Below are 25637 nucleotides of genomic sequence, written 5' to 3' on the forward strand. Positions count from 1 at the left end.
GATGGCCATCAGCACCGCCCACATGCCTATCAGCGAGTTGATGGGCAAGGTCACCCGAGGGGAACTCCGCCTGCCGGAGATCCAGCGGGGATACGTGTGGAAGCCCCCACAGGTCGCCAAGCTGCTGGATTCGCTGTACCGCGATTACCCATCCGGCTCGCTGCTCCTCTGGGAGGCGGAGTCCGACCCCGAGACACGACCGATGAGGACCTCGGCCGGGACGCAACCCGCTGCCCAATCGGCTCTCTACCTGCTCGACGGGCAGCAGCGCCTCACGTCCCTACACCGTGTCTTCAGCGGTCACCCGAACGCCGACATCGTCTTCAACGTAGAAACCGAGTCTTTCCAGAACCAGAGTGCGGCGACCAAGAAGGATCCCCGCTGGCTCAGGGTGCACGACTTGCTGCACGGCACACAGATGTATCAACTTGTCAGTGGCATGAAGCAGGCACTGCCCGCCCTCGATGAGCAAACCGTTTTCGACCGAATCACCCGCGTACACCGAATCAAGGACTACCGCTACTACCTAGAGACGCTGCGCGAGCTTTCGTACCTGGAAGTAACGGACATCTTTGTCCGCGTCAACAGTCGGGGGCGGACGCTCCGCGCCACGGACCTCGCTCTCGCGACGCTCAGTGCACGTTGGCCTGGCGTGCTAGGCAAATTTGAAGGTGAAAGCAGTACTTGGCAGAAGGCTTCGTTCCCTGACCTGGACACGGGCTTCCTCACCCGCGCCATGACCGCGGCGCTCCTCGGTCGCGGCCCGTCCCAATGGTCTCTGGGCCGCTTAACCGCAGCGACCGACGAGGAGCTCGACACTGCCTGGGCGACCGTGCGTCGCGGGCTCGCACACCTCGTGCCACTGCTGAAGAACAACCTCGGCGTGCAGCACTCGTCACTGCTGCCTTCTGTGCTCGCCCTCGTGCCTCTGGTGGTGCTTCTGGGCGAGCGCCCAGACGCCCCGCTGGCTGAGCGAGACCGCGACGCTCTCCTATATTGGTTGCTGGCAGCCACTATCCGGAACCGCTACAGCGGCTCGACGGACACCGTCCTCAGCCAAGACATTCCCGCCGTCAGGAAGCCCGACGGGATTCGAGCTCTCCTCGACAACCTGGGGCTGCTCGGCGGTCGGGTGTCGGTATCTTCCGAGGATCTTGCGGGGCGCGGGCAAGGCAGCCCCTACTTCTTCTTGAGCTTCCTTGTGGCGAAGCGCGCGGGGGCTACGGATTGGTGGTTCGGTAGTGCGATCGACGCCACGGCGCAAGGCAGCCAGAAGCTGCAATACCACCACATACATCCGCGAGCCACGCTGAAGCAGAAGTACTCCAAGCATGACATCAACGACCTGGCGAATCTTGCATTCATCTCAGGGAAGGCCAACCTGAAGATCTCGGACCGCTCGCCGTCGGCCTATTTTCCTGAGCTCGAACAGATGGGCGCCGAGAGCCTGGCGAAGCACTTCGTTCCCGACGACTCATCACTACGGACCGCGGACTCCTATCCGGCTTTCGTCTTGCGCAGGCGCGAGATGCTTGCAGAAGCCATGACGTCCTTGCTGAACTCGTTGGCACCGGCCTACCTTGGACCGGCTACTAACGGGACGGATCCGCTGACGGGATTGTCCCTTGATCTTGATCTTTACCAGAGCAGCTGGGACGAGCCGAAGCTCGTTGTGCGAGCGACTACCCCGAGCAGTGAATGGCGTTGCATACTTGATTTGAGCGCTTTTGAGCAGGCTCTCGATGAGGCCGCCCAAGGTGTCGTGAGCGACCTAGCCTTATCCGGGGCCGACGGAGTCGTGCGGCCGGCGGACAACGGCCTCGAGGTGGAGTTGGGCCCGTTCGTCGTGGAAGGGCGACGTGAGGATTGGCAGTCGGCTCTCGACAGAGAGCGAGCCGACGCGATTCCGCTCTCTCAGCTACCCCATATTGACGCCGTCGCATGGGAAGGCGAGCGAGCCCGCTTCCCCATCGCCAGCAGTGACTGACGACATACACGCCTGACCTGGGTCAGAATCGCGCATTGCGCGGCGCCGTTAGAGGCGGTCAATCCAGGTGTCTCCGTCGCGGTCGTCCCACGCGGACCCTTGACTGCCCTCTCGCGCCGGACTGAGCCACGACAGGACTTGCAACGCCTCAGCACGCGTTAAGGACCGCAACGCCTCAACGGGGCGCCCTACGGCAGCCTCGACTGCTTGCTGCCGCTCGTCCATCGTGGTGAAGTCACGGGCGGTCAGCGCTGTCCTGATGGCGTCGACGAGCCAGTCGGCTATGGGCGCTTCTCGAATAGCCGGCTGATCCGACTCCTTCACTGGTTCGTCACCGAAGAGCGAGAGGTCAGCTGGCACGCGTTTGATGGTATGGGTCGTGACGGCGGCCGTGCACAACGGAACAGATATCCCATCGTCCGTGATCGTTCGGCGCCCTACGCCGACACCGAGCACGAGACGTGGGAGCCGGCTCTCGAGGGGGCTGACCGGCGTCGGCAGGCCTGCGCATCCGTCAAGGTCGACCCGACGACGGAGGTGTCCCGCGCCGCTGCCGTCGTCGTCAGCTCGTCGCCAGCTACGGCTGCTGCGGCGCCCAGCGACGCGACCGTGGCAACCGCGCAGGCGACGTCCACGTGGGGGAATGCCCGAGCCAAGCCGATGACAAAGCCCGGCCCCTCCGCCCGACCCGCGGACGCCTTGACTCCACCGGCCCCACTGTCGAGCTCAGCTAGCTAATCAGGTGTACCGGCCAGAATCGGGTTGAGCTCCGGTGCGGAAACGCGCCACCAAGCAACTCACCCTCCACGGTTCTCCTTGGTACCGACGCGACAGTTACGAATCGGCACGAACACTGCCCGCACGCGCTCGAGTTGACAGCGGGCGGCACTTGGGCACGATGACCTGGGCGGACGCCGTCGGGGCGCCGCGCGCCTGTCCCCGGAAGGGAGGGCGTCATGCACGCCCGCACCACCACGATCACCGCCGACCCGTCCCGCATCGACGCCGGCATCGCCGACGTCCGCGACAACGTCATGCCCGCCGTGAGCGGCATGGACGGCTGCGTCGGGCTGTCGATGCTGTGCGACCGCGACTCCGGCCGCTGCATCGTCACCACCGCCTGGGAGAACGAGGACGCCATGGCCGCGACCCGCGACGCGGTCCGGCAGATGCGCGAGCACGCGACCCAGCAGTTCGGCGCCGAGGCACCCGAGGTGCGCGAGTGGGAGATCGTGGCGATGCACCGGCTGCACCCCGTGAACGACGACTCCTGCGCCCGGGTCACCTGGTCCCGCGTCGACCCGGCCACCCTCGACAAGGTCCTCGACGTCTTCCGCACCGACCTCATCCCGCGGATGGACGAGATGCCCGGCTTCTGCAGCCTCAGCCTCATGCTCGACCGGCAGACCGGCGACAACTCCCTCACCGCCGTCTACGCCGACCGCCGCTCCATGGAGGCCTCCCGCCAGCGGGCCATGTACATCCGCGACGAGTTCCGCAGGGCGCTGCGCATGTCGGCCACCGACGTCGCCGACTTCGACGTCGTCCTGCACCACCTGCGGGTCCCCGAGCTGGTCTGAGGGACGGCCTCCCCCGGCGCCCGCAGAGGCCGGTGCATCGACCACCCGTGGGCCGGGGCGGCGGGGCACGTCCCACCGCGCCGGGCCGGTGGTCGCGCGAGCCGGCTCGCGACGCCGGGCATCAGGCCGCGTTCAGCCGGTACAGCGCGGTGTGGTGGACGTGCAGCACCGGCTCTCCGCCGGCCAGCACGAGCGCGTCGTACCGGACCTCGTCGTGGCGGCCACGCCGGCCCACGTCGGTGACCCGACCGTGCGCGGTCAGCTCCACGGGCAGCCGCGCGAGGCCGAGGAAGCGGCAGTCGCTGGAGGTGTGGATCCACGGCCCCAGGGCGACGTTGCGCATGAGCAGCTCGTTGACCAGCCGCAGCAGCAACCCCGGGTGCACCAGCGCCTCCCGCCGGTACAGCTCCAGCGGCTCGCCGATGGCATCCAGGTACCACGCGTTGCGCTCCGCCGTCCCGGCCTCGGAGACGCTGCCCATCGGGCCGACGACCGGGTCGGCCACCGGCTCGGGCGGTGCCGCGACCTGCCGGAAACCGGTGAGATCGGGCCGGTCCGCGCCGAGCCCGGCCGAACCGACGCACCGCACCTCCCCCGACGGGTGGCTGACCGTGAGCCGGCCCTCGGCCGGATCGACGAGCAGCTCGTCCCCGTCGTAGGTGGGCCGCCGGAAGCGCAGGTCGATCCGGCCCCGGGAGAGCCACTCCGCTCCCCAGGCGGCCACCAGCGGCGTCGTCGTGCGGGCGAACAGCTCGACGCCGGGCACCAGCGCCCCGGAGAACCCGTAGCGCCGCGCGACGTCGTCCTCGTGGATCTTGTTGGTCGACTCCTCGACGACGCGGGCCACGAAGCGGTGTGGTTCGGGATCGGTCACGTCGCCGGATGCTGCCGTGCCGGCCACCCGGTGTCGACACCCGCGGCTGAGCATCCCGCTCGCCCTCCGCGCCTTTCCGGAGCGGATCGTCCGTCCCGAGCAGGACGCCGCCTGCCCGTAGAGCACCACCGGTCACGCAGCCGCGGCAGCCCGCCGATGAGGCAGCCATGACCAGTGGACATGTCGGTCCTGCGGAAGCGGCGCACGCGGCGGCGGCCAGCGCCATCCAGGAGCTCTACGACGAGGCGCTCCGTCACCTCGACGCCGTCGCCCGCTCCCTGGAGGCGGCCGGCCCGGCGGCGCAGGAGGCCGGCGAGCCGCCGAAGCCCCGTACGGATGCGGTTCACCCGACCCTGGAGCTCCCCCGCCGGCTGCTCTCCCCGGTGGCCGACGCAGCCTGACGAGCGCCGAGTGGTCGCTCGGGGCCGGCTGGGTCGAGGATGCGGCATGCCCTTCATCCAGATCACGATGATCGCCGGCCGCACCGAGGAGCAGAAGCGCGATCTGCTCGCCGCGGTCAGCCAGGCCACGACCGACAGCATCGGCGCTCCGCCGGAGACGGTGCGGGCCTGGATCGTCGAGGTGCCGCCGACCGACATCGCGGTGGCCGGCGAGACGCACGCCGACCGCCGCGCGAGGGCCGACCAGGGCTGAGGCGGAGTGCGTCAGTCGTCCAGCGACCGGATCCACAGCGCCGCCGTGCCGTAGGCCAGGGAGCTGACGACCGCCCGCGTGCTGGTCCGCCCACCGGCCGTGCCCGCCGTCGCCAGCGCGGTGAGGGTGTCGAGCAGGTTCATCGCCGCCACCGCGGCGAGCCCCCGGTCGACCTCCTCGTCGGTCTTCGCGGTCAGCGCCAGCGCGGACACCACCAGGGCCCGGCTGCCGAACAGCCGCTGCAGCTGCAGCCCCGACGGCGACACCGGGACGCCGTAGCTCTTCGCCACCGTCCGCGGCGACAGCACGCTGATCGCGCCGAACGCCGCCCCGACGGCACCCAGCGCCTGCGCCATCGACTTCTTCGACGTCTCCGCAGCGGTCTTCTTCTTGGCCATCGTCAACTCCCGAAAACGGACTGTGGACGGCGTGGGCTCCACCGCACCGGCCACTCAACCAGCGCCGACGCCGGTCCGCAGCGCGAGCATCGGCACCGGCCGCTAGCGTCCCCGACCATGACCGCCGGCCCCCGCAACCCCGGGTCGCACCCCCTCCCGACGCGCGACCGGTAGACCGTGCCGCCCGAGGTCGAGCTGCAGCACCGGCCCACCTCCTGGGGCACCATGCGCAGCCGGGTCGTCGGCACTGCACGCCCGGGCGTCCCCGAGGTCGTCGTCGTCCACGGGCTGGCCGTCGCCAACTACCTGGAGCCCGCCGTCGGCGAGCTCGGCGCCTGGACCCGCGCGCACCTCGTCGAGCTGCCCGGCTTCTCCGGCAGCGCCGACCCGCCGCATCCGATGGACGTCGGCGACCACGCCGACGCCGTCGCCGAGTGGCTGGCCGCCGCGGAACTGGACGACGTCGTCCTCGTCGGGCACTCCAGCGGCACCCAGGTCGCCGCGCACGTCGCCGTCCGCGAACCCGACCTCGTGCGCGCGCTGGTGCTCGCCAGCCCCACCATGGACCCTGCCTACCGCAGCATGCGCCGCGTCCTGCTCGCCTGGCGCCGCAACCACGAGCTCGAGCCGCCGGAGCTCGACGTCCAGCACACCCCGGACCGGCAGCGCGCCGGGCTGCGCCGGGTCCGGCACGCCCTGGCCGTCCACCTGAAGGACCGCCTCGAGGACACCGTCGAGCGCGTCCCCCAGCCGGTGCTCGTCCTCCACGGCGACCGCGACCGCCTCTGCACCGAGGCCTGGGCCCGCGAGCTCGCCGGATGCGCGCGGGACGGCCGGTTCCGCAGCCTCCCCGGTGCGCACAGCTTCGTCTGGACGGCGCCCGCCGCCTGGTCCGCCCCGATCGCCGAGCTCGCCCACGAACCACCGCGCGCCGCCGATTGACCCCCAGCACGTCCACCGCCACGATGACCCCACCGACGACCGGGAGGGCGCCATGAGCAGCACGGAGACGATCCAGATCCCGCACCTCGGTGGCTCCACCATCGGCCACCGGTTCGGCCGGCCCTACGACCCGTCGCTCCCGACCCTGGTGATGGTCAACTCCTTCACCACGTCGGTCGAGCTGTACCGGCCGCAGTTCGCCGACGAGCAGCTCGCCGCCACCGCCAACCTGCTCGCCATCGAGCCGTACGGGCACGGGCGTACCCGCGCCACCTACCGGCAGTACACCTACTGGGACACCGCGATCGCCGGGCTCCAGGTGCTCGACGCCCTCGGCATCCCCGACGCGTTCGTCCTGGGCACCTCGCAGGGCGGGTGGATCGCCGCCCGCATGGCCATGCTCGCCCCCGACCGGATCAAGGGCATCATCCCGCTCGGCACCTCGATGGACTTCGAGAGCCCGCGCAGCCGCGAGCTGGGCTGCTGGAACGGCGTCGAGTTCTGCACCCCCGCCATCGACGCCCTCGCCCAGCCCGTCGGCGACGACTGGGTCATCCCGACCGAGCTGGTCGACGCGACCCTCGCCGAGGGCATGGGCGACGACGTCCCCGACGACGAGCGCGCCTTCTGGCACCGGACGCACCAGCAGAACTACACCGGTGACGACGGCCGCGAGCGGCTGCGGATCAGCAGCATCAACCTGCGTGACCGGGACGGCCTGCACGGCCGGCTGGACAGCGTGCGGTGCCCCGTCCTGTGGCTGCACGGCACCGCCGACCGCGTCTACTCGGTGCCCAACGCCGAGGCCGAGATCGGGCTCTTCACCGGCAGCCCCAAGGCCGAGCTGCGCGTCGTCGAGGGCGGCCAGCACTTCCTCAGCGCCACCCACCCCGACGTCGTGAACGCCGCCACGGTGGAGTTCATCGACCGCTGGAAGTAGCGCCGCCGAGGGGGCGTCGCGCTAGGCTCGCGGGCGTCCCGAACGTCCGTGTGTAACTACCTGCTGCCGGCCCGACCGGCGGATCAAGGCGGCACGCCCGATCCGCAGCAGCAGAGGTCATGTTCCGCACGCGCCCCACCACCTCGGCGGTCGTCCGCTCCGCCGGGCTCTCCTACTTCCCGCTCGCCTTCGTCGCGCGGCTCCCCTTCGCGATGATGACCGTCGGGGTGCTCACCCTGGTCGTCGCCGAGCGCGGCTCGGTCACCCTCGGCGGGCTCAACTCCGCCGTCGCCGGCATCGGCACCGCGTTCGCCGGCCCGCTGCTCGGGGCCGCGGCCGACCGCTTCGGCCAGCGCCGCGTCCTCGTCCCGGTCGGGCTCCTCCACGGCGCCCTGCTGGCCGCCTTCCCGCTCGTCGTCGCGAGCACCGCCGCCGACGCCGCCGTCCTCGCGCTCTCGGTGCTCATCGGCATGTCCGCGCCGCAGGTCGCCCCCATGTCGCGCACCCGGCTGATGGCCGTCATCCGCCGCACCGTGCAGCGCGACCGCCGCCGGCGGGCGCTCGACGGGACGATGGCCTACGAGTCCGCCGCCGACGAGATGGTCTTCATCGTCGGCCCGTTCCTCGTCGGGCTGCTCGCCACCGCGATCGCCCCGTGGGTCGCCATCGCCGGCGCCGCCGCGCTCACCCTCGTCTTCGTCACCGCCTTCGCGCTGCACCCCACCGGCCGGCTCCAGCCCGGCGCGCAGCACAGCAGCGGGACCCAGGCGCCCGCCCGCGAGCTGGCCCGCTTCCCGCTGCTCACCGTCGTCGCCGGCACCCTCGGCGTCGGGCTCTTCTTCGGCGCGACCCTCACCTCGCTCACCGGTTTCCTCGCCGCGGACGGCGGCAGCGGCGACCGCGCCGGCCTCCTCTACGGCGTCATGGGCATCGGGTCGGCGGTGCTGGCGCTGGGCACCGCGGCCCTCCCCCAGCGGTTCACCCTCCGGGCGCGGTGGGCGGCGTTCGGATCGCTGCTGCTCGCCGGCGCGCTGCTCTACGCGACGGCGCGCTCGGTGCCGGCGCTCGTCGTCGCCCTCGCCGTCCTCGGCTGCGGCGTCGGGCCGACGCTGGTCACCCTCTACAGCGTCGGCGCGCTGCTCAGCCCCGCCGGCCGCTCGGCGACCACCATGACGATGCTCGGCTCCGCGGTCGTCGTCGGCCAGGCGCTCGCCTCCGCGGTCACCGGCGTCGTCGTCGACCGGCTCGGCACCGCCACCGCGCTCGCCGCCCCGGCGCTGGCCGCCGCCCTCGTGGTCGCCGCCGCGGCGGCGTACGCCGCGACGCAGCCGCGGGTCACCCCGCAGCCCGAGCCGGTCCCCGCCTGAGCCGAGGCTTGCCACCGCCGCGCGGACGGCGCGATGCTGGCCCATGGCCCCAGCAGCGCGGACCACCCGTTCCGTCGAGGACACCCCGGCCTCGACCCGCAAGGTCGACACGGCGTACTACGAGGAGGAACTGGCCCGGCTGCAGATCGAGCTGGTCAAGCAGCAGGAGTTCATCCGCGCGCGCGGCCTCAAGGTGGCGGTGGTCTTCGAGGGCCGCGACGCCGCCGGGAAGGGCGGAGCGATCCAGCGGATCACCGAGACCCTCAACCCCCGCGCCGCCCACGTCGTCGCACTGCCGGCGCCGACCGAGCGCGAGAAGACCCAGTGGTACTTCCAGCGCTACGTCGCCCACCTCCCCGCGGCCGGCGAGATGGTCCTGTTCGACCGCTCCTGGTACAACCGCGCCGGCGTCGAGCGGGTCATGGGCTTCGCGACCGAGGAGGAGGTGCAGGAGTTCCTCCGCTCCTGCCCGGAGTTCGAGCGGATGCTCGTGCGCAGCGGCATCACGCTGATCAAGTACTGGTTCTCCGTCAGCGACACCGAGCAGGAGAAGCGCTTCCAGGGCCGGGTCAAGGACCCGACGAAGCGCTGGAAGCTCAGCCCGATGGACCTCGAGGCCCGCAACCGCTGGGTGGACTTCTCCCGCGCCAAGGACGCGATGTTCGCCGCCACCGACATCCCCGAGGCCCCGTGGTGGGTGGTCGACGCCGAGGTCAAGAAGCGGGCCCGGCTGAACGTCATCACGCACCTGCTGGCGCAGGTCCCCTACGAGGACCTCACCCCCGAGGCCCCGAAGCTGCCGCCGCGACCGCCGATCGAGAGCGACTACGTGCGCCCGCCGATCGAGAGCCAGAACATCGTGCCCGACGTCGTCCCCTGAGGGCGGAGGTCACAACTCCCCGAGCCGCCCGCGCAGCCAGTCGTGGAACAGGGCCAGGTGGTGCTCGACGGGCACGAGCACGCCGCCGGCCGCGTAGGCCCGCGAGCTCATGCCCGGCTGGGTGCGCTCGCAGGCGGCGAAGTCCTGCTGGTTGACGCGGTGGAACAGCTCCACCGACCGGGAGACGTCCAGCCCCGCCTCGACCACCTCCGGCGCGTACAGCCAGTCGCACTCGACCACCGTCCGGTCCACGGCCAGCGGCGTCATCCGCAGCAGGATCACGTGGTCGGGCACCAGGTTGAGGAAGACGGCGGGCTTGATCGTGGCCGCGTAGTAGCGCCGGTCCCGGTCCGGGTCGATCCCCGGCAGCGCCGGGAAGCCAGCCGAGCCGTCCACGGTGAACCCCTCGGCGGACGGCGCGAACTCCGCCCCGTGCCCGACGAAGGACTGGGCGGCCCACCCGCGGCTGAACTCCGGCAGGACGTCGGTCAGCTCGGGGTGGATGGTCGCGCAGTGGTAGCACTCCATGAAGTTCTCGACGACAAGCTTCCAGTTGGTCGCGACGTCGTAGCGGATCCGCCGGCCGAGGGCCAGCCGCCCCACGTCGTACCCCTCGATCGCCGCCGGGTCGCCGAGCCGCTCGGTCACCGCACCCACCACGTCGTCCTCGAACGACGGCGGGTCGTCGGCCAGGCACACCCACGCGTAGCCCAGCCACTCGCGCAGGGCCACCGGCACCAGGCCGTTGGCCACCCGGTCGACGTCGGGCATCCGCGCCAGGTTCGGTGCGGCCACCAGGGATCCGTCCAGCCCGAACGACCAGGCGTGGTACGGGCAGCGCAGCGTGCGGGTCACCTGCCCGGACTCCTCGCTGCACAGCTGCGCGCCGCGGTGCCGGCACACGTTGAGGAACGCCCGCAGCGCACCGTCCCGGCCGCGCACCACCAGCACGCTCTCCCGTCCGACCTGCACCCGCCGGAAGCTGCCGGGATCGGCGACCTCGTCGGTGCGGGCGACGCACTGCCACATCACCTCGAACACCCGCTCCTGCTCGCGGGTGAACAGCGCCGGGTCGGTGTAGTACCGCCCGGCCAGGGTCGGCATCAGGCTCGAGGCGGCGGGGAGGGTCGCGGTCACGAGGATGCCTCCAGTGCGGGCCGGCGGGGGTCGAACAGGCCGATCGGGTGCCTCGTCGTCCCCGTGGTGGCGAGGTCGGCGAGGATCTCGCCGACCACCGGCACGAACTTGAAGCCGTGCCCGGAGAAGCCGCAGGCCACGGTCACCTGCGGGTGCTCGGGGTGCGGCGCGATGACGAAGTGCTCGTCGGGCGTCGTCGTGTACATGCAGGTGGCGGCCTTCAGGAACCGCCCCGGCAGGGTCGGCAGCACCCCGGCCAGGTGCCCGGCCATCGCCGCGACCTCCTCGGGGTGCACCTCCCGGTCGATCGTCCCCGGCGTGCACGGGACCCCCCGCCGGAAGAAGGCCACCTTCGCCCCGCCGTCCGGGCCGTCGATCGCCGGGAAGCCGTAGACCTGGGTGCCGTCGGCCGCCTCGTGGATGTAGATCGGGTGCCGGTCCGGCGTCCAGGCACCGGTGCCGCCGGCCGGCTGGAACCAGTACATGACCTGGCGCTCCACGGTCAGCGGGACGCCGAGGTCGGCCAGCACCTCCGGTGCCCACGATCCGGGGCTGACCACCAGCGCTCCCGCCTCGTACTCGCCCGCCGCCGTCCGCACCCGCACCCCGCCGCCCGGGGTCGCCGTCCACCCCAGGGCCGGCTCGGAGAAGCGCAGCTCGGCGCGGCGCGAGAAGGCGAGGTCCAGGTGCGCGGACACGGTGGCCTCCGGGCGGGCGAAGCCCGCGGCGGCCTCGACGAGCCCCACCTCGTCGTCGGCCGGGGTCAGCGTCGGGAAGCGGCGGCGGACCTCTCCCGCGTCGAGCAGCTCGTGCGCCAGCCCCCACTCCTGCGCCGCCCGCAGGCTGCCGGCGACCGTGCGGCTGCCGGGTCGGCCGAGGAACACCCCGCCGGTGCGCACCAGCACGTCGGTGCCGGAGTCGGCGCACAGCTGGTCCCACAGCTCGTAGGCGCGCAGCAGCAGCGGCACGTAGGCGGGGTCCTCGAAGTAGGCCTGCCGGGTGATCCGGGAGCCGCCGTGGCTGGACCCCTGGTCGTGCGCCGGGCCGAACCGCTCCAGCCCGAGCACCCGCTGCCCGCGGGCGGCCAGGTGCGCGGCCGCCGCGCTGCCCATGCCGCCCAGCCCCAGGACGATGACGTCGTAGGCCACGGTCAGCACCGCATCCGCGCGCCGGCGGGGTCGACCAGCGGCTCGGCGGTCACCGTCGCCGCGACCGGCTCCCCGAACCAGTCGATCGTCACGGCGGTGCCGGGCCCGGCGACCGACGCGGGCAACCAGGCGTAGGCGACCGTCCGGCCGATCGTGGCGCCGAACCCCGCGCTGGTGACGTGGCCGACCGGCGTCCCGCCGACCCGCACCGGCTCGCGACCGAGCACCGTCGTCGCCGGATCGTCGAGGACCAGGCAGGCCAGCCGCCGGTCGTGCGGACGGCGCTCGAGCGCCCCCTGCCCGACGAACTCCTTGCCCTGCCGGACGGCGAACTCCAGCCCCGCCTCGACCGGGTCGTGCTCGGTCGTCATGTCGACCCCCCAGGCGCGGTAGCCCTTCTCCAGCCGCAGGCTGTCGAAGGCGCGGCGGCCGGCGGCGACCACACCGTGCCGCTGCCCGGACTCCCACAGCACGTCCCACAGCCGCAGCCCGGTGGCCGCGTCGGTGTACAGCTCCCAGCCGAGCTCGCCGACGTAGGACACCCGCAGCGCGGTCACCGGCACCCCGCCGACGAACAGCTCCCGCGCCCGGAAGTACCCGAACGCCCCGTGCGAGACGTCGCTGCCCGTCAGCGGCTGCAGGACGTCGCGCGCCCGCGGGCCCCACAGCCCGATGCCGCAGGTGCCGGCGGTGGCGTCCCGCAGCTGGACCGAGCCGTCGTCCGGCGCGTGCTGCCGGAGCCAGTCGAGGTCGAGCGGGCCGTTGGCGCCCACCTGGAACCGCTGCTCCCCCAGCCGGGCGACGGTCAGGTCGCTGCGGATCCCGCCGGCGGCGTCCAGCAGCAGCGTGTAGACGACCCGGCCGACCGGCTTGGCGACGTCGTTGGTGGTCAGCCGCTGCAGGAAGCCGCACGCGCCCGGACCGGTCACCTCGATCCGGGTCAGCGGGGTCATGTCGTACATCGCCACGCGCTCCCGGGTGGCCAGCGCCTCGGCGGCCACGGTCGGCGACCACCACCGCGCCGCCCACGCGTCGCGCGGCGGCAGGTCCAGCCCCTCGGCCAGCGGCGCGTTGGCCTCGAACCACAGCGGCCGCTCCCAGCCGCCCGCCTCGGTGAGGACGGCGCCGAGCTCCTGCTGCCGGGGGTGGAAGGGGCTCACCCGCAGCGGGCGCAGCACCGACGGCGGGTCCAGCGGGTGGACGACGTCGTAGACCTCGACGAACTGCTGCGCCCCCCGCCCGGCGACGTACTCCGGCGAGAGCTGGACGTCGGTGAACCGGTGCAGGTCGCACTCGTGCACGTCGGTGCGCGGCTGCCCCTCGACCAGCCACTCGGCCAGCGCCTTCGCCACCCCGGCCGAGTGGGTCACCCACACCGCCTCGGCGACCCAGAAGCCGGGCAGGTCGCGGTGCTCGCCGAGCAGCGGCATGCCGTCGGGGGTGAAGGAGAAGACGCCGTTGATGCCGGTCTCGACCTCCGTGCCGGCGAGCCCGGGCAGGAGCGCGAGGCTCTGCTTCCAGGCGTCCGCGAAGTCGTCGGGCGTGAAGGGCAGGCAGCTGTTCTCGTGCGCCTCGGTCTCGGCCGCGGTCACCGGCATCGGCCGGTGGCCGTAGGAGCCGATGCCGATCCGGTCGCGGTGCTCGCGGTAGTACAGGTCGGCGTCCTGGTGCCGCAGGATCGGCGCGCTGATCTCCCGGGTGGCGCCGGCCAGGGCCGGCACCGGCGCCGTCGTCGCGTACTGGTGCGCCAGCGGCTGCAGCGGCACGGTCAGCCCGGCGAGCGCGCCGACGTCCGGGCCCCAGAAGCCGGCGGCGCAGACGACGACGTCGGCCGGCACGAACCCCTGGTCGGTGTGCACGCCCGAGACCCGCCCGGCGGCCGAGGCGACACCGGTGACGCGGTGCCGGGCCAGGAAGCGGGCGCCCCGCCCGATCGCCCGCCGCGCCTGCGCCTCCCCGGCCGGGACCGCGTGCGCCAGCCCGTCGCTCGGCACGTGCAGCCCACCCAGCACGGCGCCCGGGTCGAGCAGCGGGTGCAGCCGGGCGCACTCGTCCGGGTCGACCAGCCGCGCCTCGACGCCCCAGGAGGTGGCCAGGCCGTGCCGGCGGGCCAGGTCGGCCCAGCGCTCCGGCGTCGTCGCCACCTCCAGGCCGCCGACCGGCCGGAAGACCGGTGCGCCGTCGAGCGCGAGGCCGCTCAGCTTGCCGACGGTGTAGCTGGCGAACTCGGCGAGCGTCTTCGACGGGTTGGTCTGGAAGACCAGGCCCGGGGCGTGTGAGCTCGACCCGCCGGCCGCGAACAGCGGGCCCCGGTCGAGCACGGTGACGTCGGTCCAGCCGCGCGCGGTGAGCTCGTCGGCCAGCGAGCACCCGACGATGCCGGCGCCGATGACCACGACGCGGGGCGACGTGCTGCGGGGAGCCATGTCCATGGCCACGCCCTTCGTCCGTTGCGGTGTCCGCAACTGCTGGCGGGATGCGCAACAGGGTCCGGAGCGGTTCCGCAGCCCGTCAAGAGGCGGCAGCGTGTCGGCGCGAGTCCTGACACGGTGTTCACACCGGCGACACGGAGCGCCGCCCCGGTGCCTCAGCCGAGCTGCCGGCCGGTCTCCGTGGCGACGGCGCACAGCCGCTCCGCGACGTCGTCGAACCGGTCGCGGGGCAGCCGGTAGGACGGCGCGGACACGCTGAGCGCGGCGACCAGCCGCCCGTCCGGCGCGCACACCGGCGCGGCCACCGCGTTGAGGCCCAGCTCCAGCTCCCCCTCGGTGGCCGCCCAGCCCTGCTCGCGGACCCCGGCCAGCACCTCGTCGAGGACCGCCACGTCGGTGATCGTCGACGGGGTGTACCGCTCCAGCGGAGTGGCGGACAGGGCCGCGCGCGCAGCCGCCGGCCCGTACGCGAGCAGCACCTTGCCGCTGGAGGTGGCGTGCAGCGGCGTGCGCCGGCCCACCCAGTTCAGCACGCCGACCGACGCGCTGCCCTGCACCTGGCTGATGTTGACCGCGCTGTCGCCGTCGAGCACCGCGAGGTTGACCGTCTCGTCGAGCTCGGCCGCCAGCCGCTCGCACACCTCGCGCCCGACCCGGCTGAGGTCCAGCTGCGCCGCGCTCGCCCCGGCCAGGCGCACCAGCCCGAAGCCGAGCCGGTAGGTGCCCCGCTCCCCCAGCTGCTCGACCAGCCCGTGCGCCTCCAGGGTGGCCAGCAGCCGGGAGGCGGTGGACTTGTGCACGCCGAGCTCGGCGCCGAGGTCGGTGGCACCCGCGCTGCCGCGGTCGGCCAGGAGGGAGAGCATCGCCAGCGCCCGGTCGACGGACTGGACGAGCGGGGGTTGGCCGTCGCCGTCGGCACCGTTGCGCATGACGCAACGCTAGCCGAGGACGGGGCCACCAGGGCCACCGACGCGGGTGCCGCGGCCGGCCGTCGTCCGCGGGCGGTTTCGCTCCCCTGCGGAACGGGGCAGTGCCACACCCATGGCCGCTCACGACGTCGTCCTCATCGGCAGCGGGATCAACTCCCTGGTCGCCGGCGCCACCCTCGCCAAGGCCGGGCGGGACGTCGGCATCTACGAGAGAGCACCTCGCCTCGGCGGGGCGATCCGCACCGAGACCGGCACCCCGGCGCCGGGCTTCACCACCGACCTCTTCTCCTGCTGGCACCCGCTGTTCGTCGGCGGCCCCGCCTACCCGACGCTGGCCGACGACCTCGCCGCCCGCGGCGTCGTCTACCGCAACACCGACCTCCCGGCCGCGGCCGCGCTGCGCGACGGGTCGACGGCGGTGCTCTCCACCGACGCCGACGTCACCGCCGCCGACTTCGACCGGCTCTCCCCCGGCGACGGCGACGCCTGGCGCTCCTTCCTCGAGGACTTCGGCAGCCGGGCCGGCATCGCGTTCGGCGCGCTGGGCACCGAGCTGCTCTCGCTGGACGGGCTGAAGCTCGCCGGCCAGGCGGTCCGCCGGCTCGGCCCCCGCGGGTTGCAGCAGTTCGGCGCCGAGGGGCTGGAGTCCGCCCGCACCTGGCTCTCGGGCACCTTCGACTCCCCGACCGTGCACGGGCTGCTCTCCCCGTGGGTCGGCCACGAGGGGCTGGGCCCCGACGATGCGCTCAGCGGCTTCATCAACAAGGTGATCGCGCTGGCGCTGGCGCAGGGCGGCTGCCCGGTGCCCGAGGGCGGCGGCGTGCGGCTGGTCGAGGCGCTGGCCGGCATCGTCACCGATGCCGGCGGCACCACCCGCACCGGCGCCGACGTCGTCGCGATCCAGACGTCCGGGGGGCGGGCGACCGGCGTCCGGCTGGCCGACGGCGAGGTCGTGACCGCGCGGGAGGCGGTGCTGGCCGGCGTCACCCCGCAGCAGCTGTACCTGGAGCTGCTGGACGGCGTCCCGGCGGTGCCCGACCGGGTGCGCGAGGCGGCCCGCGGCTTCCGCTACGGCCGCGGCGACATGCAGGTCCACCTGGCGCTGTCGGAGCCGCCGCGCTGGGCGGAGGACCACGACCGGCTGTCCCGCGCGGCCATCGTGCACGTCAGCGACGGGCTGGACAGCGTCAGCCGCGCGGTCAACGAGGCGCAGCGCCACCAGCTGCCGGTGCACCCGACGATCGTCGCCGGGCAGCCCGCCGCGCTGGACCCGACCCGCGTGCCGGACGGCGCCGGCGTGCTCTGGCTGCAGCTGCAGGAGACCCCCGGCCGGCCGACGGGCGACGCCGCCGGGAGCATCGACGTCGGCGACGGCACCTGGACCGAGGGGCTGCGCGAGCGGTACGCCGACCGGGTCGTCAAGGAGCTCTCCCGGCACGTGACCAACCTGGACTCCGCGCTGATCGCCCGCCGGGTGCTCTCCCCGGCCGACCTGCAGTCGTGGAACCGCAACCTGGTCGACGGCGACCCGTACGCCGGCGCCTGCACCATCGACCAGTTCCTGCTGTGGCGGCCCACCCCGCAGACCCGCGGGCACCGCACCGCCGTCGACGCGCTGTGGCACATCGGCGCCTCCACCCACCCGGGCCCGGGCCTGGGCGGGGCGAGCGGGCTGCTGGCTGCCCACCAGGTGCTCCGGGCGGCCGAGCCCGGGCTGCTCGCGGCCGGCCGCCGGATGCTGGGCCGCTGACCGGGTCCCGGGCCCGCAGGGAGCCCGCGTACGTCCCGCCGTCGGGGGTCAGGCGGGCTGGGCGAGCGGCGCCAGCTCGGCCGCCAGCTCCGCCACCGGCCGGGGCCGGCCGAACAGGTGGCCCTGCGCCAGCGGGCAGCCCAGCGTGGCCAGCGCCCGCGCCTGCTCCTCGGTCTCCACGCCCTCGGCGACGACCACCAGGTCCAGCGCGTCGGCCAGCGCCATGACGCTGCGCAGCAGCCGCGCCCGCCGCGTCGAGGTCGTGATCGCGGAGACGAACGAGCCGTCCAGCTTCAGGTAGTCGGTGGGCAGCGTGTCCAGGCGCGCGAGCGCCGAGTAGCCGGTGCCGAAGTCGTCGATCGCCACCCGGAGCCCGTGCGCGCGGAGCTCCCGCAGCGCCCGCACCGACCGCGCGGTCTCCGCCTCGACCAGGGTCTCGGTCACCTCGACGACGGTGCGCTCCGCCGGCCAGCCGGTGGCCGCGAGCGTCGCCAGCACCCGGTCGGGGAACCCGGGGTCGTCCAGCTCCAGCCCCGACACGTTGACCGACAGGATCAGCGGGCGGCCCGTCGCCGCCGACAGCGTCCGCGCGTCCTCGCACGCCGCCGTCCAGACGAACGCGCCCAGCGCGCCCACCAGCCCCTCGCGCTCGGCCACCGGCACGAACTCCGACGGCGGCACCGGCCCGCGCCCGGGGTGCACCCAGCGCACCAGCGCCTCCACGCCCACGACCCCGCCGTCGGCCGGGGTGACCACCGGCTGCAGGTGCACCGACAGCCCGCCGGAGCGGCCGGCGGCCAGCGCCGCGGCCAGGTCACGGGCCAGCGGGCTCTGGCCCTCGGTGTCGAGCTCGCTGCGCCCGCGGCCGAGCGACTTGACCCGGTACAGCGCGGCGTCGGCGCGGCGCATGAGGTCCGAGGGCGCGTCGCCGGGCGCCAGCTGGGCCACGCCCACCGACGTGCCGATGGACGGCAGCGCCGCGCGCAGCGACTCGGCGACGGCCAGGGCCCGTCCGCCGTCGGTGCCGGGGAGCAGCAACGAGAACTCGTCACCGCCGTGCCGCGCCAGCACGGCGCCGCGGGGCAGCAGCGGCTGCCACGCGGCCGCGACCGCGCGCAGCATCTCGTCACCCGCGGCGTGCCCCTGCGAGTCGTTGACCGCCTTGAAGTGGTCGAGGTCGAACAGCGCCGCCGACAGCGGCTCGCCCGTGCGCAGCGCCGTCCGGACGGCGCCGTCGAGCGACTCGTCGAAGCCGCGCCGGTTCACCAGCCCGGTGAGGGCGTCCTGCCCGGCGCTCGCCGCCCGCCGGGCCAGCACGCCGACGGCGCCGGCCGAGCCGAGCACGAGCACCGCGAGGACGACGGCGGTCCCGACGGGGACGTCGCCGCGCAGCACCACGACCACCGTGCCGATGACGAGCATCTCGGCCAGGAAGCCCAGGGCCCACAGCAGCGGGAAGAAGAGGAAGGCGACCATCGCCGAGAACGTCGACAGCGCCAGCACCGCCACCGCGCCGTTGGCCGTGGGCGCGGAGTGTGCGTAGACGCCGATGCCGACGACGCCGAGCAGCAGGAGCACCTGGAAGAAGCCCCGCGGCACCCGGTGGCCCCAGCGGATGACCGCCAGGCCGAGCAGCGTGGTGAACGGGCCCAGGGCGGTGACCGCCGGGTGCACGGAGTCCAGGCCGCCGGGGGTCCCGAGGGCCAGGCCGACGGCGGCGACCCCGCCCATGGCGGTAAGCAGCCCCGCGGTGCGGGCCACCACCCGCGGGGTGGCGACCTCGGGGGCCATCCGGCTGATGTGCATGAGCCCCATATCGGTTGTGCACCACCGGAACTGGATGCGCGTCTCCCCCTCCGGGTGGTGGTGGACCCGGGCCCGCGGCCGCGGGCGGACGACGGCCCCCGCCGCTGCCCGGGAGCGGGACCTGTGGCAGCTTGCTCCCCGGGGAACGACGACGGGCAGGGAAGGAGCCGGCGCGGTGGCTGCAGACGTCGAGACGGGCGTGACGCCCGGCACGGGACCGGGCGGCCGCGCGGGAGCCGGTGCACGGGCGACGCCGGGCTCGGTCGAGGAGGCGGTGGCGCTCGCCGACGGCCTCGTCGACGCCTGGGGCAGCTGGGGCCCCAACATGACGCCGGACGCCCGGCAGGTCGCCTTCATCAGCGACCGCTCGGGCACGCCGCAGCTGTGGCTCCAGGACGTCGTCCTCGACGGCGCGCAGCTACCGGCCCGGCACGTGCCCCTCTCCGACGACCCGGTGGTCTCGGTGCGGTGGGCGGCCGACAGCCGCTGGCTGGCCTGCGAGGTCGCGACCGACGGCGGCGTCCGGACGGCGGTCTGGGTGGTCCGCCCCGACGGCTCCGACGCGCGCCGGGTCGCCGGCGGGCCCGACGAGCACGCCGAGCTGGGCCCGTGGACCCGCAGCGGGCACCGCTTCGTGGTCACCCTCCCCGCCACGGTGGCCGGCGGCCCCACCCGCGCCTACCTCGCCGACCCCTCCACCGGCCGGCTCGACCCGCTCGCCGAAGGCGACCTGATCCACGTCCTGGACATCTCGCTGGAGGAGCGGTTCATCGTCCTCCGCGACGGCGGACGCGGTCAGGAGTACGTCAGCGTCGTCGACCGCCTCATGGACGAGGACTTCAGCGCGCTGCCGCAGGGCGCCACCGGCTCCACCGAGGTGACGCTCATCCGACCGGCCCCGGACGACCACGCCGGGCCGGTGTACGTCTACCTCGCCTCGGACGTGGGCCTCCCCCGCCGGCAGCTCATCGGTCTCCCCTTCGGCCCCAACGGCTGGCGTGGTGAGCCGCGGACGCTCGCCGCCCGGGAGGACGCCGAGCTGGAGTTCATCGACGCCGACGACGCCGGCCGGCTGCTGCTGCTGGTGTGGAACGTGGCGGGGCGCAGCGAGCTGGAGCTCCTGGACACCGCCACCGGCGGGCGCACCCCCATCTCGGGGCTGCCAGGGCTCGTGGCCGCCGACCCGGTGCTCTCCCGTGACGGCTCCAGCGTGGTGCTGGGCGTGCAGGGCCCGACGCGCCCGCGCGAGCTGTGGCACCTGGACACCACCACCCACGCCTGGACCCGGGTCACCTCCGCCCCGCCGCTGCCCCGGCGCCGGCTCGTCGTCCCGACCCTGGAGACCTTCGCCGGGCGCGACGGGCTGCCGCTGAGCGGCTGGCTCTACCGCGCACCCGGCCGGCTGAACGGCCCCGGCCCCGTCGTCATCCACCTGCACGGCGGGCCCGAGGACCAGGAGCGGCCCACCTTCGCGCCGCAGCACCAGGCGCTGGCCGCCGCGGGGCTGAGCGTCTTCGCGCCCAACATCCGTGGCTCGTCCGGGTTCGGCCGGGAGTTCGTGCACGCCGACGACCTGCACGGCCGGTACGACGCGTTCGCCGACGTCCTGGCCGCCGCCGACCACCTCGTCGAGGCCGGCATCGCCGAGCCCGGTCTGCTCGCCGTCACCGGCCGCTCCTACGGCGGCTACCTGACCCTCGCGTCCCTGGCCTTCTCGCCCGGGGTGTTCGCGGCGGGGGTGGACGTCTGCGGCATGTCGGACCTGGTCACCTTCTACCGCGACACCGAGCCGTGGATCGCCGCGGCCGCGATCACCAAGTACGGGCACCCCGAGCGCGACCGGGCCCTGCTCGAGGCCATCTCCCCGCTGGCCTCGGCGGCCGCGATCGACGCACCCCTGCTGGTGGTGCACGGCGAGCACGACACCAACGTGCCCGTCGGCGAGGCACACCAGATCGTCGCGGCGCTGCGCGCGCTCGGCCGGCCCGTGGCCTACCTGGAGCTGCCCGGCGAGGGGCACGTCTTCCGCCAGGCGACCGCCCGGAAGGAGATGGCCGCCGCGATCACCCGCTTCCTGCACGAGCGCCTGCAGCCGGCCTGACGCCGCACGGAGGCGCCACCGCGCGGGGCCGGCCCTCCGGTCAGACGCCGACGTGCGCCAGCGCCTGCAGCAGCAGCGCGCTCTGCCCGTTCGCCAGCTCCGCGAGCACGGTCGCCTCCCGCACCTCGTCGGGGGTGAACCAGGTCAGCTCGAGCGCGTCCTGCTGCGGCGAGCAGTCGCCCTCCACCGGCACGACGTAGGCCAGCGACACGGCGTGCTGCCGCGGGTCGTGGAACGGGGTCACCCCCGGCGTCGGGAAGTACTCGGCGACGGTGAACGGCTGCGGCGCGGGCGGGACGCGCGGCAGCGCCAGCGGGCCGAGGTCCTTCTCCAGGTGCCGCAGCAGCGCCGCGCGCACGCGCTCGTGGTACAGCACCCGCCCCGAGACCAGCGCCCGCTTGATCTGACCGTCCTCGCCGGCCCGCAGCAGCAGCCCGATCGAGGTCACCGTGCCCTGCTCGTCGACCCGCACCGGCACCACGTCGACGTACAGGATCGGCAGCCGCTCGCGCGCCGCGTCCATCTCCTCGCGGGCCAGCCAGCCCCCGCCTGCCGCCGTCGTCAGCTCGGTCATGGCACCTGTCTAGCCGACGCACCCGGCGCGCGGCACCCGCGCGGCCGGACCCGCGACGTGTCCCCGGTCACGGACGCCTCTTCCGCTCCCGCAGCCCGCGGGGTAGGCAGAACACCATGACCGCCGTCACCACGGGCACGACCACCCACCCGCTCGCCCGCCTGACCGCTGAGGAGATCACCGCCGCGACGGGGATCGTCCGCGCCGCGGGTCTCTGCGGCGAGTCGGCGAAGTTCGTCTACGTCGGCCTCGAGGAGCCGCACAAGGCCCAGGTGCTGGGCTGGCAGCCGGGCGACGCCGTCGAGCGCCTGGTCCGGGCACTGCTGCTGGACCGGGCCACCGGCGCCGGGCGCGACGTCACCGTCTCGCTCACCGCCGGCGCCGTCGTCCGGGACGTCGAGCTCGACGCGGTCGCCGACGGCCAGGTGCCGATCCTGGACGCCGAGTTCGAGAGGATCGAGCCGATCCTCGCCGCCGACGAGCGCTGGGTCGCGGCGATGGCGAAGCGCGGGCTCGACGTCGCCCAGGTGCGCTGCGTGCCCCTGTCGGCCGGCTCGTACTTCGCCGACGAGGAGGGGCACCGGATGATCCGCGTGCTCGGCTTCCACCAGGCCGACCCCGAGGACCTGCCGTGGGCGCACCCCGTGGACGGTGTCGTCGCGTTCGTCGACATCACCGCCGGCGTGGCGACGGCGGTGCAGGACCACTACGACCTGGCGGTGCCCGCCGAGCGCGCCGACCTCACCCCCGAGGTCCACCCCGCCCCGGTGCGCGACCTCAAGCCGATCGAGATCACCCAGCCCGAGGGGCCGAGCTTCACCGTGACCGACGACGAGGTCAGCTGGGCCGGCTGGCGGTTCCGCATCGGCTTCGACATGCGCGAGGGCCTGGTCCTCCACCAGGTCTCGATCGACGGGCGGTCGGTGGTCCACCGCGCGTCGATCGCGGAGATGGTCGTGCCCTACGCCGACCCCTCGCCGGTGCGGTTCTGGCAGAACTACTTCGACACCGGCGAATACCTCTTCGCCCGGTACACCAACTCCCTGGAGCTGGGCTGCGACTGCCTCGGCGAGATCCACTACCTCGACGCCACGATCTCCGACGAGGACGGCGCCCCGCGCACCATCCGCAACGCGATCTGCATGCACGAGGAGGACTACGGCGTCCTCTTCAAGCACACCGACCTCTTCAACGGGATGGCCGAGACCCGGCGGCAGCGGCGGCTGGTCGTCAGCTTCTTCACCACCATCGGCAACTACGACTACGGCTTCTACTGGTACCTCTACCTCGACGGCACCATCCAGCTGGAGAGCAAGGCCACCGGCGTCGTCTTCACCTCGGCCTACCGCGGCGAGGAGCACCCGTACGCCACCGAGATCGCACCCGGCCTGGGCGCGCCGTTCCACCAGCACCTGTTCTCCGCCCGCTTGGACATGGCCGTGGACGGCGTCGACAACACCGTCTACGAGGTCGACGCCGTCCGGCAGCCGGTGAGCGACGTCAACCCGTACGGCAACGCCTTCACCCGGCGCTCGACGCCGCTGACCTCCGAGGCGGGAGCCGCGCGGCCGGCCGACAGCACCGTCGGCCGGGTGTGGCACGTGGTCAACGAGTCGAAGCGCAACCGGCTCGGTCAGCCGGTGGCGTACGCCCTGCACCCCGAGGGCGGGCCGGTGCTGCTGGCCGACGAGAGCTCCTCGGTGCACGCCCGCGCCACCTTCGCCACGAAGCACCTGTGGGTGACGCGGTACGACCCCGCCGAGCGGTACGCGGCCGGTGACTTCGTCAACCAGCACCCGGGGTCGGCCGGGCTGCCGGCGTTCGTCGCCGACGACGCGCCGCTGACCGACACCGACGTGGTGCTGTGGCACACCTTCGGCCTGACCCACTTCCCGCGCCCGGAGGACTGGCCGGTCATGCCGGTCGACTACGCCGGCTTCACCCTCAAGCCGGTCGGCTTCTTCGACCGCAACCCCTCGCTGGGCGTGCCGCGTTCGGCGTCGGCGCACTGCGCACCGGAGGACGGCGGGCACTGCTCGTAGGCCTCGCGCGAGCACCCTGCGGTTCACCGGCCGTTCACGTACCGTTTCCCGTGACCGTCGTCACGGGGGGCGCCATGGCTCTGCTCCGCCGGCTCGGCTCCGCCGCCCGCCAGGCCACGCAGGTGGCCACCGGCGCGGCCGCGGTCGCCGCCCTGCCGGTGGTCGTGGGCGCCGGCCTCGTGGGCGGGACGACGCGGGCCGCGCGCGCCGGGGTCGCCGGCTCCCTGCACCTGGCGCACGCGGCCGCCGTCTCGGGCACCCGGGCGGTCGGCACCCTCGTCACCGGCGCCGACCCGCTGCCCAGCGGACACCTGCACGACCTCGTCGACGCCGCCCGCGGCCTGCTGGAGCCCCCGCCGGCCCGGCACACCCGGCGGGTCTGGCGCGACCGGGACCGGCTGCAGGTCGAGGTCGAGGACCCCGCCGACGGCGACACCCCCGCCGCCCGCGCGGCCCTGCGCCGCCACCTCGAACGGCTCGAGGGCGTGGAGTGGGCCACGGTCAACGACGTCGTCGGCCGGGTGCTCGTCGCCGTCGACGCCCGGCGGGTCGGCATCGAGGACGTCGTCGGCGTGGTCACCGAGATCGAGCAGGCCCGCGGCGGCACCGGCGTCTTCCCCCAGCGCCCCGACCACCCGGCCGACGTCGAACCGCTGCTGGCCGCCGTCCTCGCCGCCGCCGTCGACGTCGGTGCCTTCGGCTTCGCCACCGCCGCGAGGTACCTGCCGATCCCGGCCGTCCACCGGCACGCCACCCTCGTCATGGCGCTGCTGGACACCCAGGAGTGGCTCAAGCGCGCGCTGTCGGACCGGATCGGCCCGGTCGGCACCGACCTGGTCTTCGAGGGCACCGGCGCGCTGCTGCACTCGCTCACCCAGAGCCCGGTCGTGCCGGCGCTCAACGCCACCGCCGCGGTGCAGCGGGCCCTGGAGGTGCGCGCCCGCCGCCAGGTGTGGTGCCGCCGCGAGCGGGAGCTGTGCGGCCCCGAGCCGGACGACGACGCCGCGCCCGGCCCGCTGCCCGGCCCGCGCCCCGGCGCGCTGCCGCGGGGCCCGGTCGAGACCTACCGCGACCGGCTCGGCCCGACCGAGCTCGGCGCGGCGCTCGGCCTGCTCGCGCTCACCCGCAGCCCGGGCCGGTCGGCCGACCTGATCCGGGCGCTGACCCCGAGGGCGGCGGTGCAGGGGCGGGAGTCGTTCGCCGCGACGCTGGACCTGCTGCTCTGCCGGCAGGGCGTGCTCCCCCTCGACGGCTCGGTCTACCGGCGGCTGGACCGGGTGAGCGCGGTCGTCGTCGACGCCGCGGCGCTGTGCACCGGCCCGCCGGTGGTCGTCGAGGCGGTCGCGGAGGCCGACGGGTGGGACGACGCCGCCGTCTGGTCGGCCGCGACCCGCCTGCTCACCGGCGACGGCGAGGACCGGCTGCGGCTGGGGCCGGTGCGCCGCAGCCACGACGCCCCGGGCGGCGAGGTGCGCTCGCTGCTGGAGGGGCGCCGCCGGGTCGGCAGCGTCACCGTCGCCCCCGAGCTCGACCCGCACGCCGAGGCGCTGCTCACCACCGTCGCCGACGCGGGTCTGCGGCTGGTGCTCACCCGGCACGCCGGCGCCCGCGACGTCACCGGCCTCGCCGACGACGTGACCGACCCGGGGAGTCCGCTCGCGGAGGCCGTGCGGGGGCTGCAGGCCGACGGGCACGGCGTCCTGCTCGTCTCGGCCGGCGACGGACCCGCGCTGATGGCCGCCGACGTCGCCGTGGCGCCGGTCCGGCCGGGCCGTGCGCCGGTCTGGGGCGCCGACCTGGTCACCGACCCCGGGCTCGCCGACGCCTGCCGCGTCGTCGCCGCCGTCCCCGACGCGAAGGCGGTCAGCCGCCGGGCCGCCGGGGCGGCGCTGACCGGCAACGTCCTCGGTGGGCTGCTCGCCGCCGTCGGCAGCCCGCGCACCGGCCAGGCCCGGGCGACCACGCCGGGCAAGTGGGCGACCGCGGGCACGATGGCCGCCGGCACCCGCGCCGCGGTGCGCGCCGCCCGCCGCCCGGTACCGGCCCCGACCGCGCACACCCCCTGGCACGCGCTCGACCCCGACGACGTCCTGCGC

At 74.2% G+C, this 25637-nt stretch carries 19 protein-coding genes and 1 pseudogene; 12 read left to right on the plus strand and 8 right to left on the minus strand.

Annotated elements, in window-relative coordinates; genetic code table 11:
* Window position 1: 1 nt before the first annotated feature.
* Window positions 2-1987: a DUF262 domain-containing protein gene (locus E9565_RS02690; RefSeq protein WP_236827010.1), complete on the plus strand. Its 1986-nt coding sequence runs from the start codon at window positions 2-4 to the stop codon at window positions 1985-1987.
* 956 nt (window positions 1988-2943) lie between these two features.
* Entirely contained in the window at window positions 2944-3567 is a 624-nt protein-coding gene (locus E9565_RS02695) for an antibiotic biosynthesis monooxygenase (RefSeq protein WP_236827011.1), read from the plus strand.
* Between the two features lie 121 nt (window positions 3568-3688).
* Here E9565_RS02695 and E9565_RS02700 read toward each other — a convergent pair whose 3' ends face one another.
* On the minus strand, window positions 3689-4441 hold the full coding sequence (locus tag E9565_RS02700; RefSeq protein WP_236827012.1) for a hypothetical protein: 753 nt from the start codon (window positions 4439-4441) through the stop codon (window positions 3689-3691).
* A 167-nt stretch (window positions 4442-4608) separates the two neighbouring features.
* Between E9565_RS02700 and E9565_RS02705 the strand changes: the two genes are divergently transcribed.
* Together E9565_RS02705 and E9565_RS02710 are read left to right on the plus strand one after the other, a co-directional pair.
* Window positions 4609-4842 (plus strand): hypothetical protein, encoded by a 234-nt coding sequence (locus E9565_RS02705; protein ID WP_236827013.1) that lies wholly within the window; start codon window positions 4609-4611, stop codon window positions 4840-4842.
* Window positions 4778-5095 carry a 2-hydroxymuconate tautomerase family protein gene (locus E9565_RS02710; protein ID WP_255715649.1) on the plus strand — a complete coding sequence of 106 codons (318 nt, stop codon included), beginning with the start codon at window positions 4778-4780 and terminating at the stop codon, window positions 5093-5095. Before E9565_RS02705 ends, E9565_RS02710 begins: the two co-directional genes overlap by 65 nt.
* Before the next feature lie 11 nt (window positions 5096-5106).
* Here the strand turns inward: E9565_RS02710 and E9565_RS02715 are convergent, their stop codons facing one another.
* The gene (locus E9565_RS02715) at window positions 5107-5493 is read right to left on the minus strand and encodes a hypothetical protein (protein ID WP_236834011.1); all 387 of its coding nucleotides are present in this window, start codon (window positions 5491-5493) and stop codon (window positions 5107-5109) included.
* A gap of 177 nt (window positions 5494-5670) precedes the next feature.
* On the opposite strand from E9565_RS02715, the gene E9565_RS02720 reads away from it, so the two are divergent.
* The 4 genes from E9565_RS02720 (at window position 5671) to ppk2 (ending at window position 9622) form a co-directional block, all read left to right on the plus strand.
* Window positions 5671-6435 carry an alpha/beta fold hydrolase gene (locus tag E9565_RS02720; protein WP_236828172.1) on the plus strand — a complete coding sequence of 255 codons (765 nt, stop codon included), beginning with the start codon at window positions 5671-5673 and terminating at the stop codon, window positions 6433-6435.
* Window positions 6436-6487: 52 nt separating this feature from the next.
* The gene (locus tag E9565_RS02725) at window positions 6488-7375 is read left to right on the plus strand and encodes an alpha/beta fold hydrolase (RefSeq protein ID WP_236828173.1); all 888 of its coding nucleotides are present in this window, start codon (window positions 6488-6490) and stop codon (window positions 7373-7375) included.
* A 119-nt stretch (window positions 7376-7494) separates the two neighbouring features.
* The gene (locus E9565_RS02730) at window positions 7495-8742 is read left to right on the plus strand and encodes an MFS transporter (protein ID WP_236828174.1); all 1248 of its coding nucleotides are present in this window, start codon (window positions 7495-7497) and stop codon (window positions 8740-8742) included.
* A gap of 43 nt (window positions 8743-8785) precedes the next feature.
* Window positions 8786-9622, plus strand: a complete 837-nt coding sequence (gene ppk2 / locus E9565_RS02735) for a polyphosphate kinase 2 (protein ID WP_236828175.1) — start codon at window positions 8786-8788, stop codon at window positions 9620-9622.
* 9 nt (window positions 9623-9631) lie between these two features.
* Here ppk2 and E9565_RS02740 read toward each other — a convergent pair whose 3' ends face one another.
* The 4 genes from E9565_RS02740 to E9565_RS02755 form a co-directional block, all read right to left on the minus strand.
* Entirely contained in the window at window positions 9632-10759 is a 1128-nt protein-coding gene (locus tag E9565_RS02740; protein ID WP_236828176.1) for an aromatic ring-hydroxylating dioxygenase subunit alpha, read from the minus strand.
* A complete protein-coding gene (gene solA / locus E9565_RS02745; protein WP_236828177.1) occupies window positions 10756-11907 on the minus strand; it encodes an N-methyl-L-tryptophan oxidase in 1152 nt (383 codons plus the stop codon). Before solA ends, E9565_RS02740 begins: the two co-directional genes overlap by 4 nt.
* A gap of 2 nt (window positions 11908-11909) precedes the next feature.
* Window positions 11910-14339 carry an FAD-dependent oxidoreductase gene (locus tag E9565_RS02750; protein ID WP_236828178.1) on the minus strand — a complete coding sequence of 810 codons (2430 nt, stop codon included), beginning with the start codon at window positions 14337-14339 and terminating at the stop codon, window positions 11910-11912.
* A gap of 155 nt (window positions 14340-14494) precedes the next feature.
* The gene (locus E9565_RS02755) at window positions 14495-15268 is read right to left on the minus strand and encodes an IclR family transcriptional regulator (RefSeq protein WP_236834012.1); all 774 of its coding nucleotides are present in this window, start codon (window positions 15266-15268) and stop codon (window positions 14495-14497) included.
* Between the two features lie 112 nt (window positions 15269-15380).
* Here E9565_RS02755 and E9565_RS02760 point away from each other — a divergent pair, with 112 nt between their 5' ends.
* Window positions 15381-17018, plus strand: a complete 1638-nt coding sequence (locus tag E9565_RS02760; protein WP_236834013.1) for an NAD(P)/FAD-dependent oxidoreductase — start codon at window positions 15381-15383, stop codon at window positions 17016-17018.
* A 48-nt stretch (window positions 17019-17066) separates the two neighbouring features.
* Here E9565_RS02760 and E9565_RS02765 read toward each other — a convergent pair whose 3' ends face one another.
* A complete protein-coding gene (locus E9565_RS02765) occupies window positions 17067-18833 on the minus strand; it encodes a bifunctional diguanylate cyclase/phosphodiesterase (protein ID WP_236834014.1) in 1767 nt (588 codons plus the stop codon).
* A 166-nt stretch (window positions 18834-18999) separates the two neighbouring features.
* Here E9565_RS02765 and E9565_RS02770 point away from each other — a divergent pair, with 166 nt between their 5' ends.
* Window positions 19000-20925, plus strand: coding sequence for a S9 family peptidase (locus E9565_RS02770; protein WP_236828182.1), 1926 nt, complete (start codon window positions 19000-19002; stop codon window positions 20923-20925).
* A gap of 40 nt (window positions 20926-20965) precedes the next feature.
* Here E9565_RS02770 and E9565_RS02775 read toward each other — a convergent pair whose 3' ends face one another.
* The gene (locus E9565_RS02775; protein WP_236828183.1) at window positions 20966-21499 is read right to left on the minus strand and encodes an NUDIX hydrolase family protein; all 534 of its coding nucleotides are present in this window, start codon (window positions 21497-21499) and stop codon (window positions 20966-20968) included.
* A gap of 116 nt (window positions 21500-21615) precedes the next feature.
* Here E9565_RS02775 and E9565_RS02780 point away from each other — a divergent pair, with 116 nt between their 5' ends.
* Window positions 21616-23541: a primary-amine oxidase gene (locus E9565_RS02780; protein ID WP_236828184.1), complete on the plus strand. Its 1926-nt coding sequence runs from the start codon at window positions 21616-21618 to the stop codon at window positions 23539-23541.
* Between the two features lie 50 nt (window positions 23542-23591).
* Window positions 23592-25637: pseudogene (locus E9565_RS02785) on the plus strand (cation-translocating P-type ATPase); the annotation flags it as partial.

This window comes from Blastococcus sp. KM273129 (assembly GCF_021698995.1).
Lineage (GTDB): Bacteria > Actinomycetota > Actinomycetes > Mycobacteriales > Geodermatophilaceae > Blastococcus.

Bases quoted from the DNA above. Each gene is read 5' to 3' on its own strand.
- E9565_RS02760 (WP_236834013.1), top strand. From the start codon at position 15,381: ATGGCCGCTCACGACGTCGTCCTCATCGGCAGCGGGATCAACTCCCTG.
- E9565_RS02705 (WP_236827013.1), top strand. From the start codon at position 4,609: ATGACCAGTGGACATGTCGGTCCTGCGGAAGCGGCGCACGCGGCGGCG.
- E9565_RS02765 (WP_236834014.1), bottom strand. From the start codon at position 18,833: ATGGGGCTCATGCACATCAGCCGGATGGCCCCCGAGGTCGCCACCCCG.
- ppk2 (WP_236828175.1), top strand. From the start codon at position 8,786: ATGGCCCCAGCAGCGCGGACCACCCGTTCCGTCGAGGACACCCCGGCC.
- E9565_RS02775 (WP_236828183.1), bottom strand. From the start codon at position 21,499: ATGACCGAGCTGACGACGGCGGCAGGCGGGGGCTGGCTGGCCCGCGAG.
- E9565_RS02715 (WP_236834011.1), bottom strand. From the start codon at position 5,493: ATGGCCAAGAAGAAGACCGCTGCGGAGACGTCGAAGAAGTCGATGGCG.
- E9565_RS02750 (WP_236828178.1), bottom strand. From the start codon at position 14,339: ATGGACATGGCTCCCCGCAGCACGTCGCCCCGCGTCGTGGTCATCGGC.
- E9565_RS02710 (WP_255715649.1), top strand. From the start codon at position 4,778: ATGCGGTTCACCCGACCCTGGAGCTCCCCCGCCGGCTGCTCTCCCCGG.
- E9565_RS02730 (WP_236828174.1), top strand. From the start codon at position 7,495: ATGTTCCGCACGCGCCCCACCACCTCGGCGGTCGTCCGCTCCGCCGGG.
- E9565_RS02690 (WP_236827010.1), top strand. From the start codon at position 2: ATGGCCATCAGCACCGCCCACATGCCTATCAGCGAGTTGATGGGCAAG.
- E9565_RS02780 (WP_236828184.1), top strand. From the start codon at position 21,616: ATGACCGCCGTCACCACGGGCACGACCACCCACCCGCTCGCCCGCCTG.
- E9565_RS02755 (WP_236834012.1), bottom strand. From the start codon at position 15,268: ATGCGCAACGGTGCCGACGGCGACGGCCAACCCCCGCTCGTCCAGTCC.
- E9565_RS02695 (WP_236827011.1), top strand. From the start codon at position 2,944: ATGCACGCCCGCACCACCACGATCACCGCCGACCCGTCCCGCATCGAC.
- E9565_RS02725 (WP_236828173.1), top strand. From the start codon at position 6,488: ATGAGCAGCACGGAGACGATCCAGATCCCGCACCTCGGTGGCTCCACC.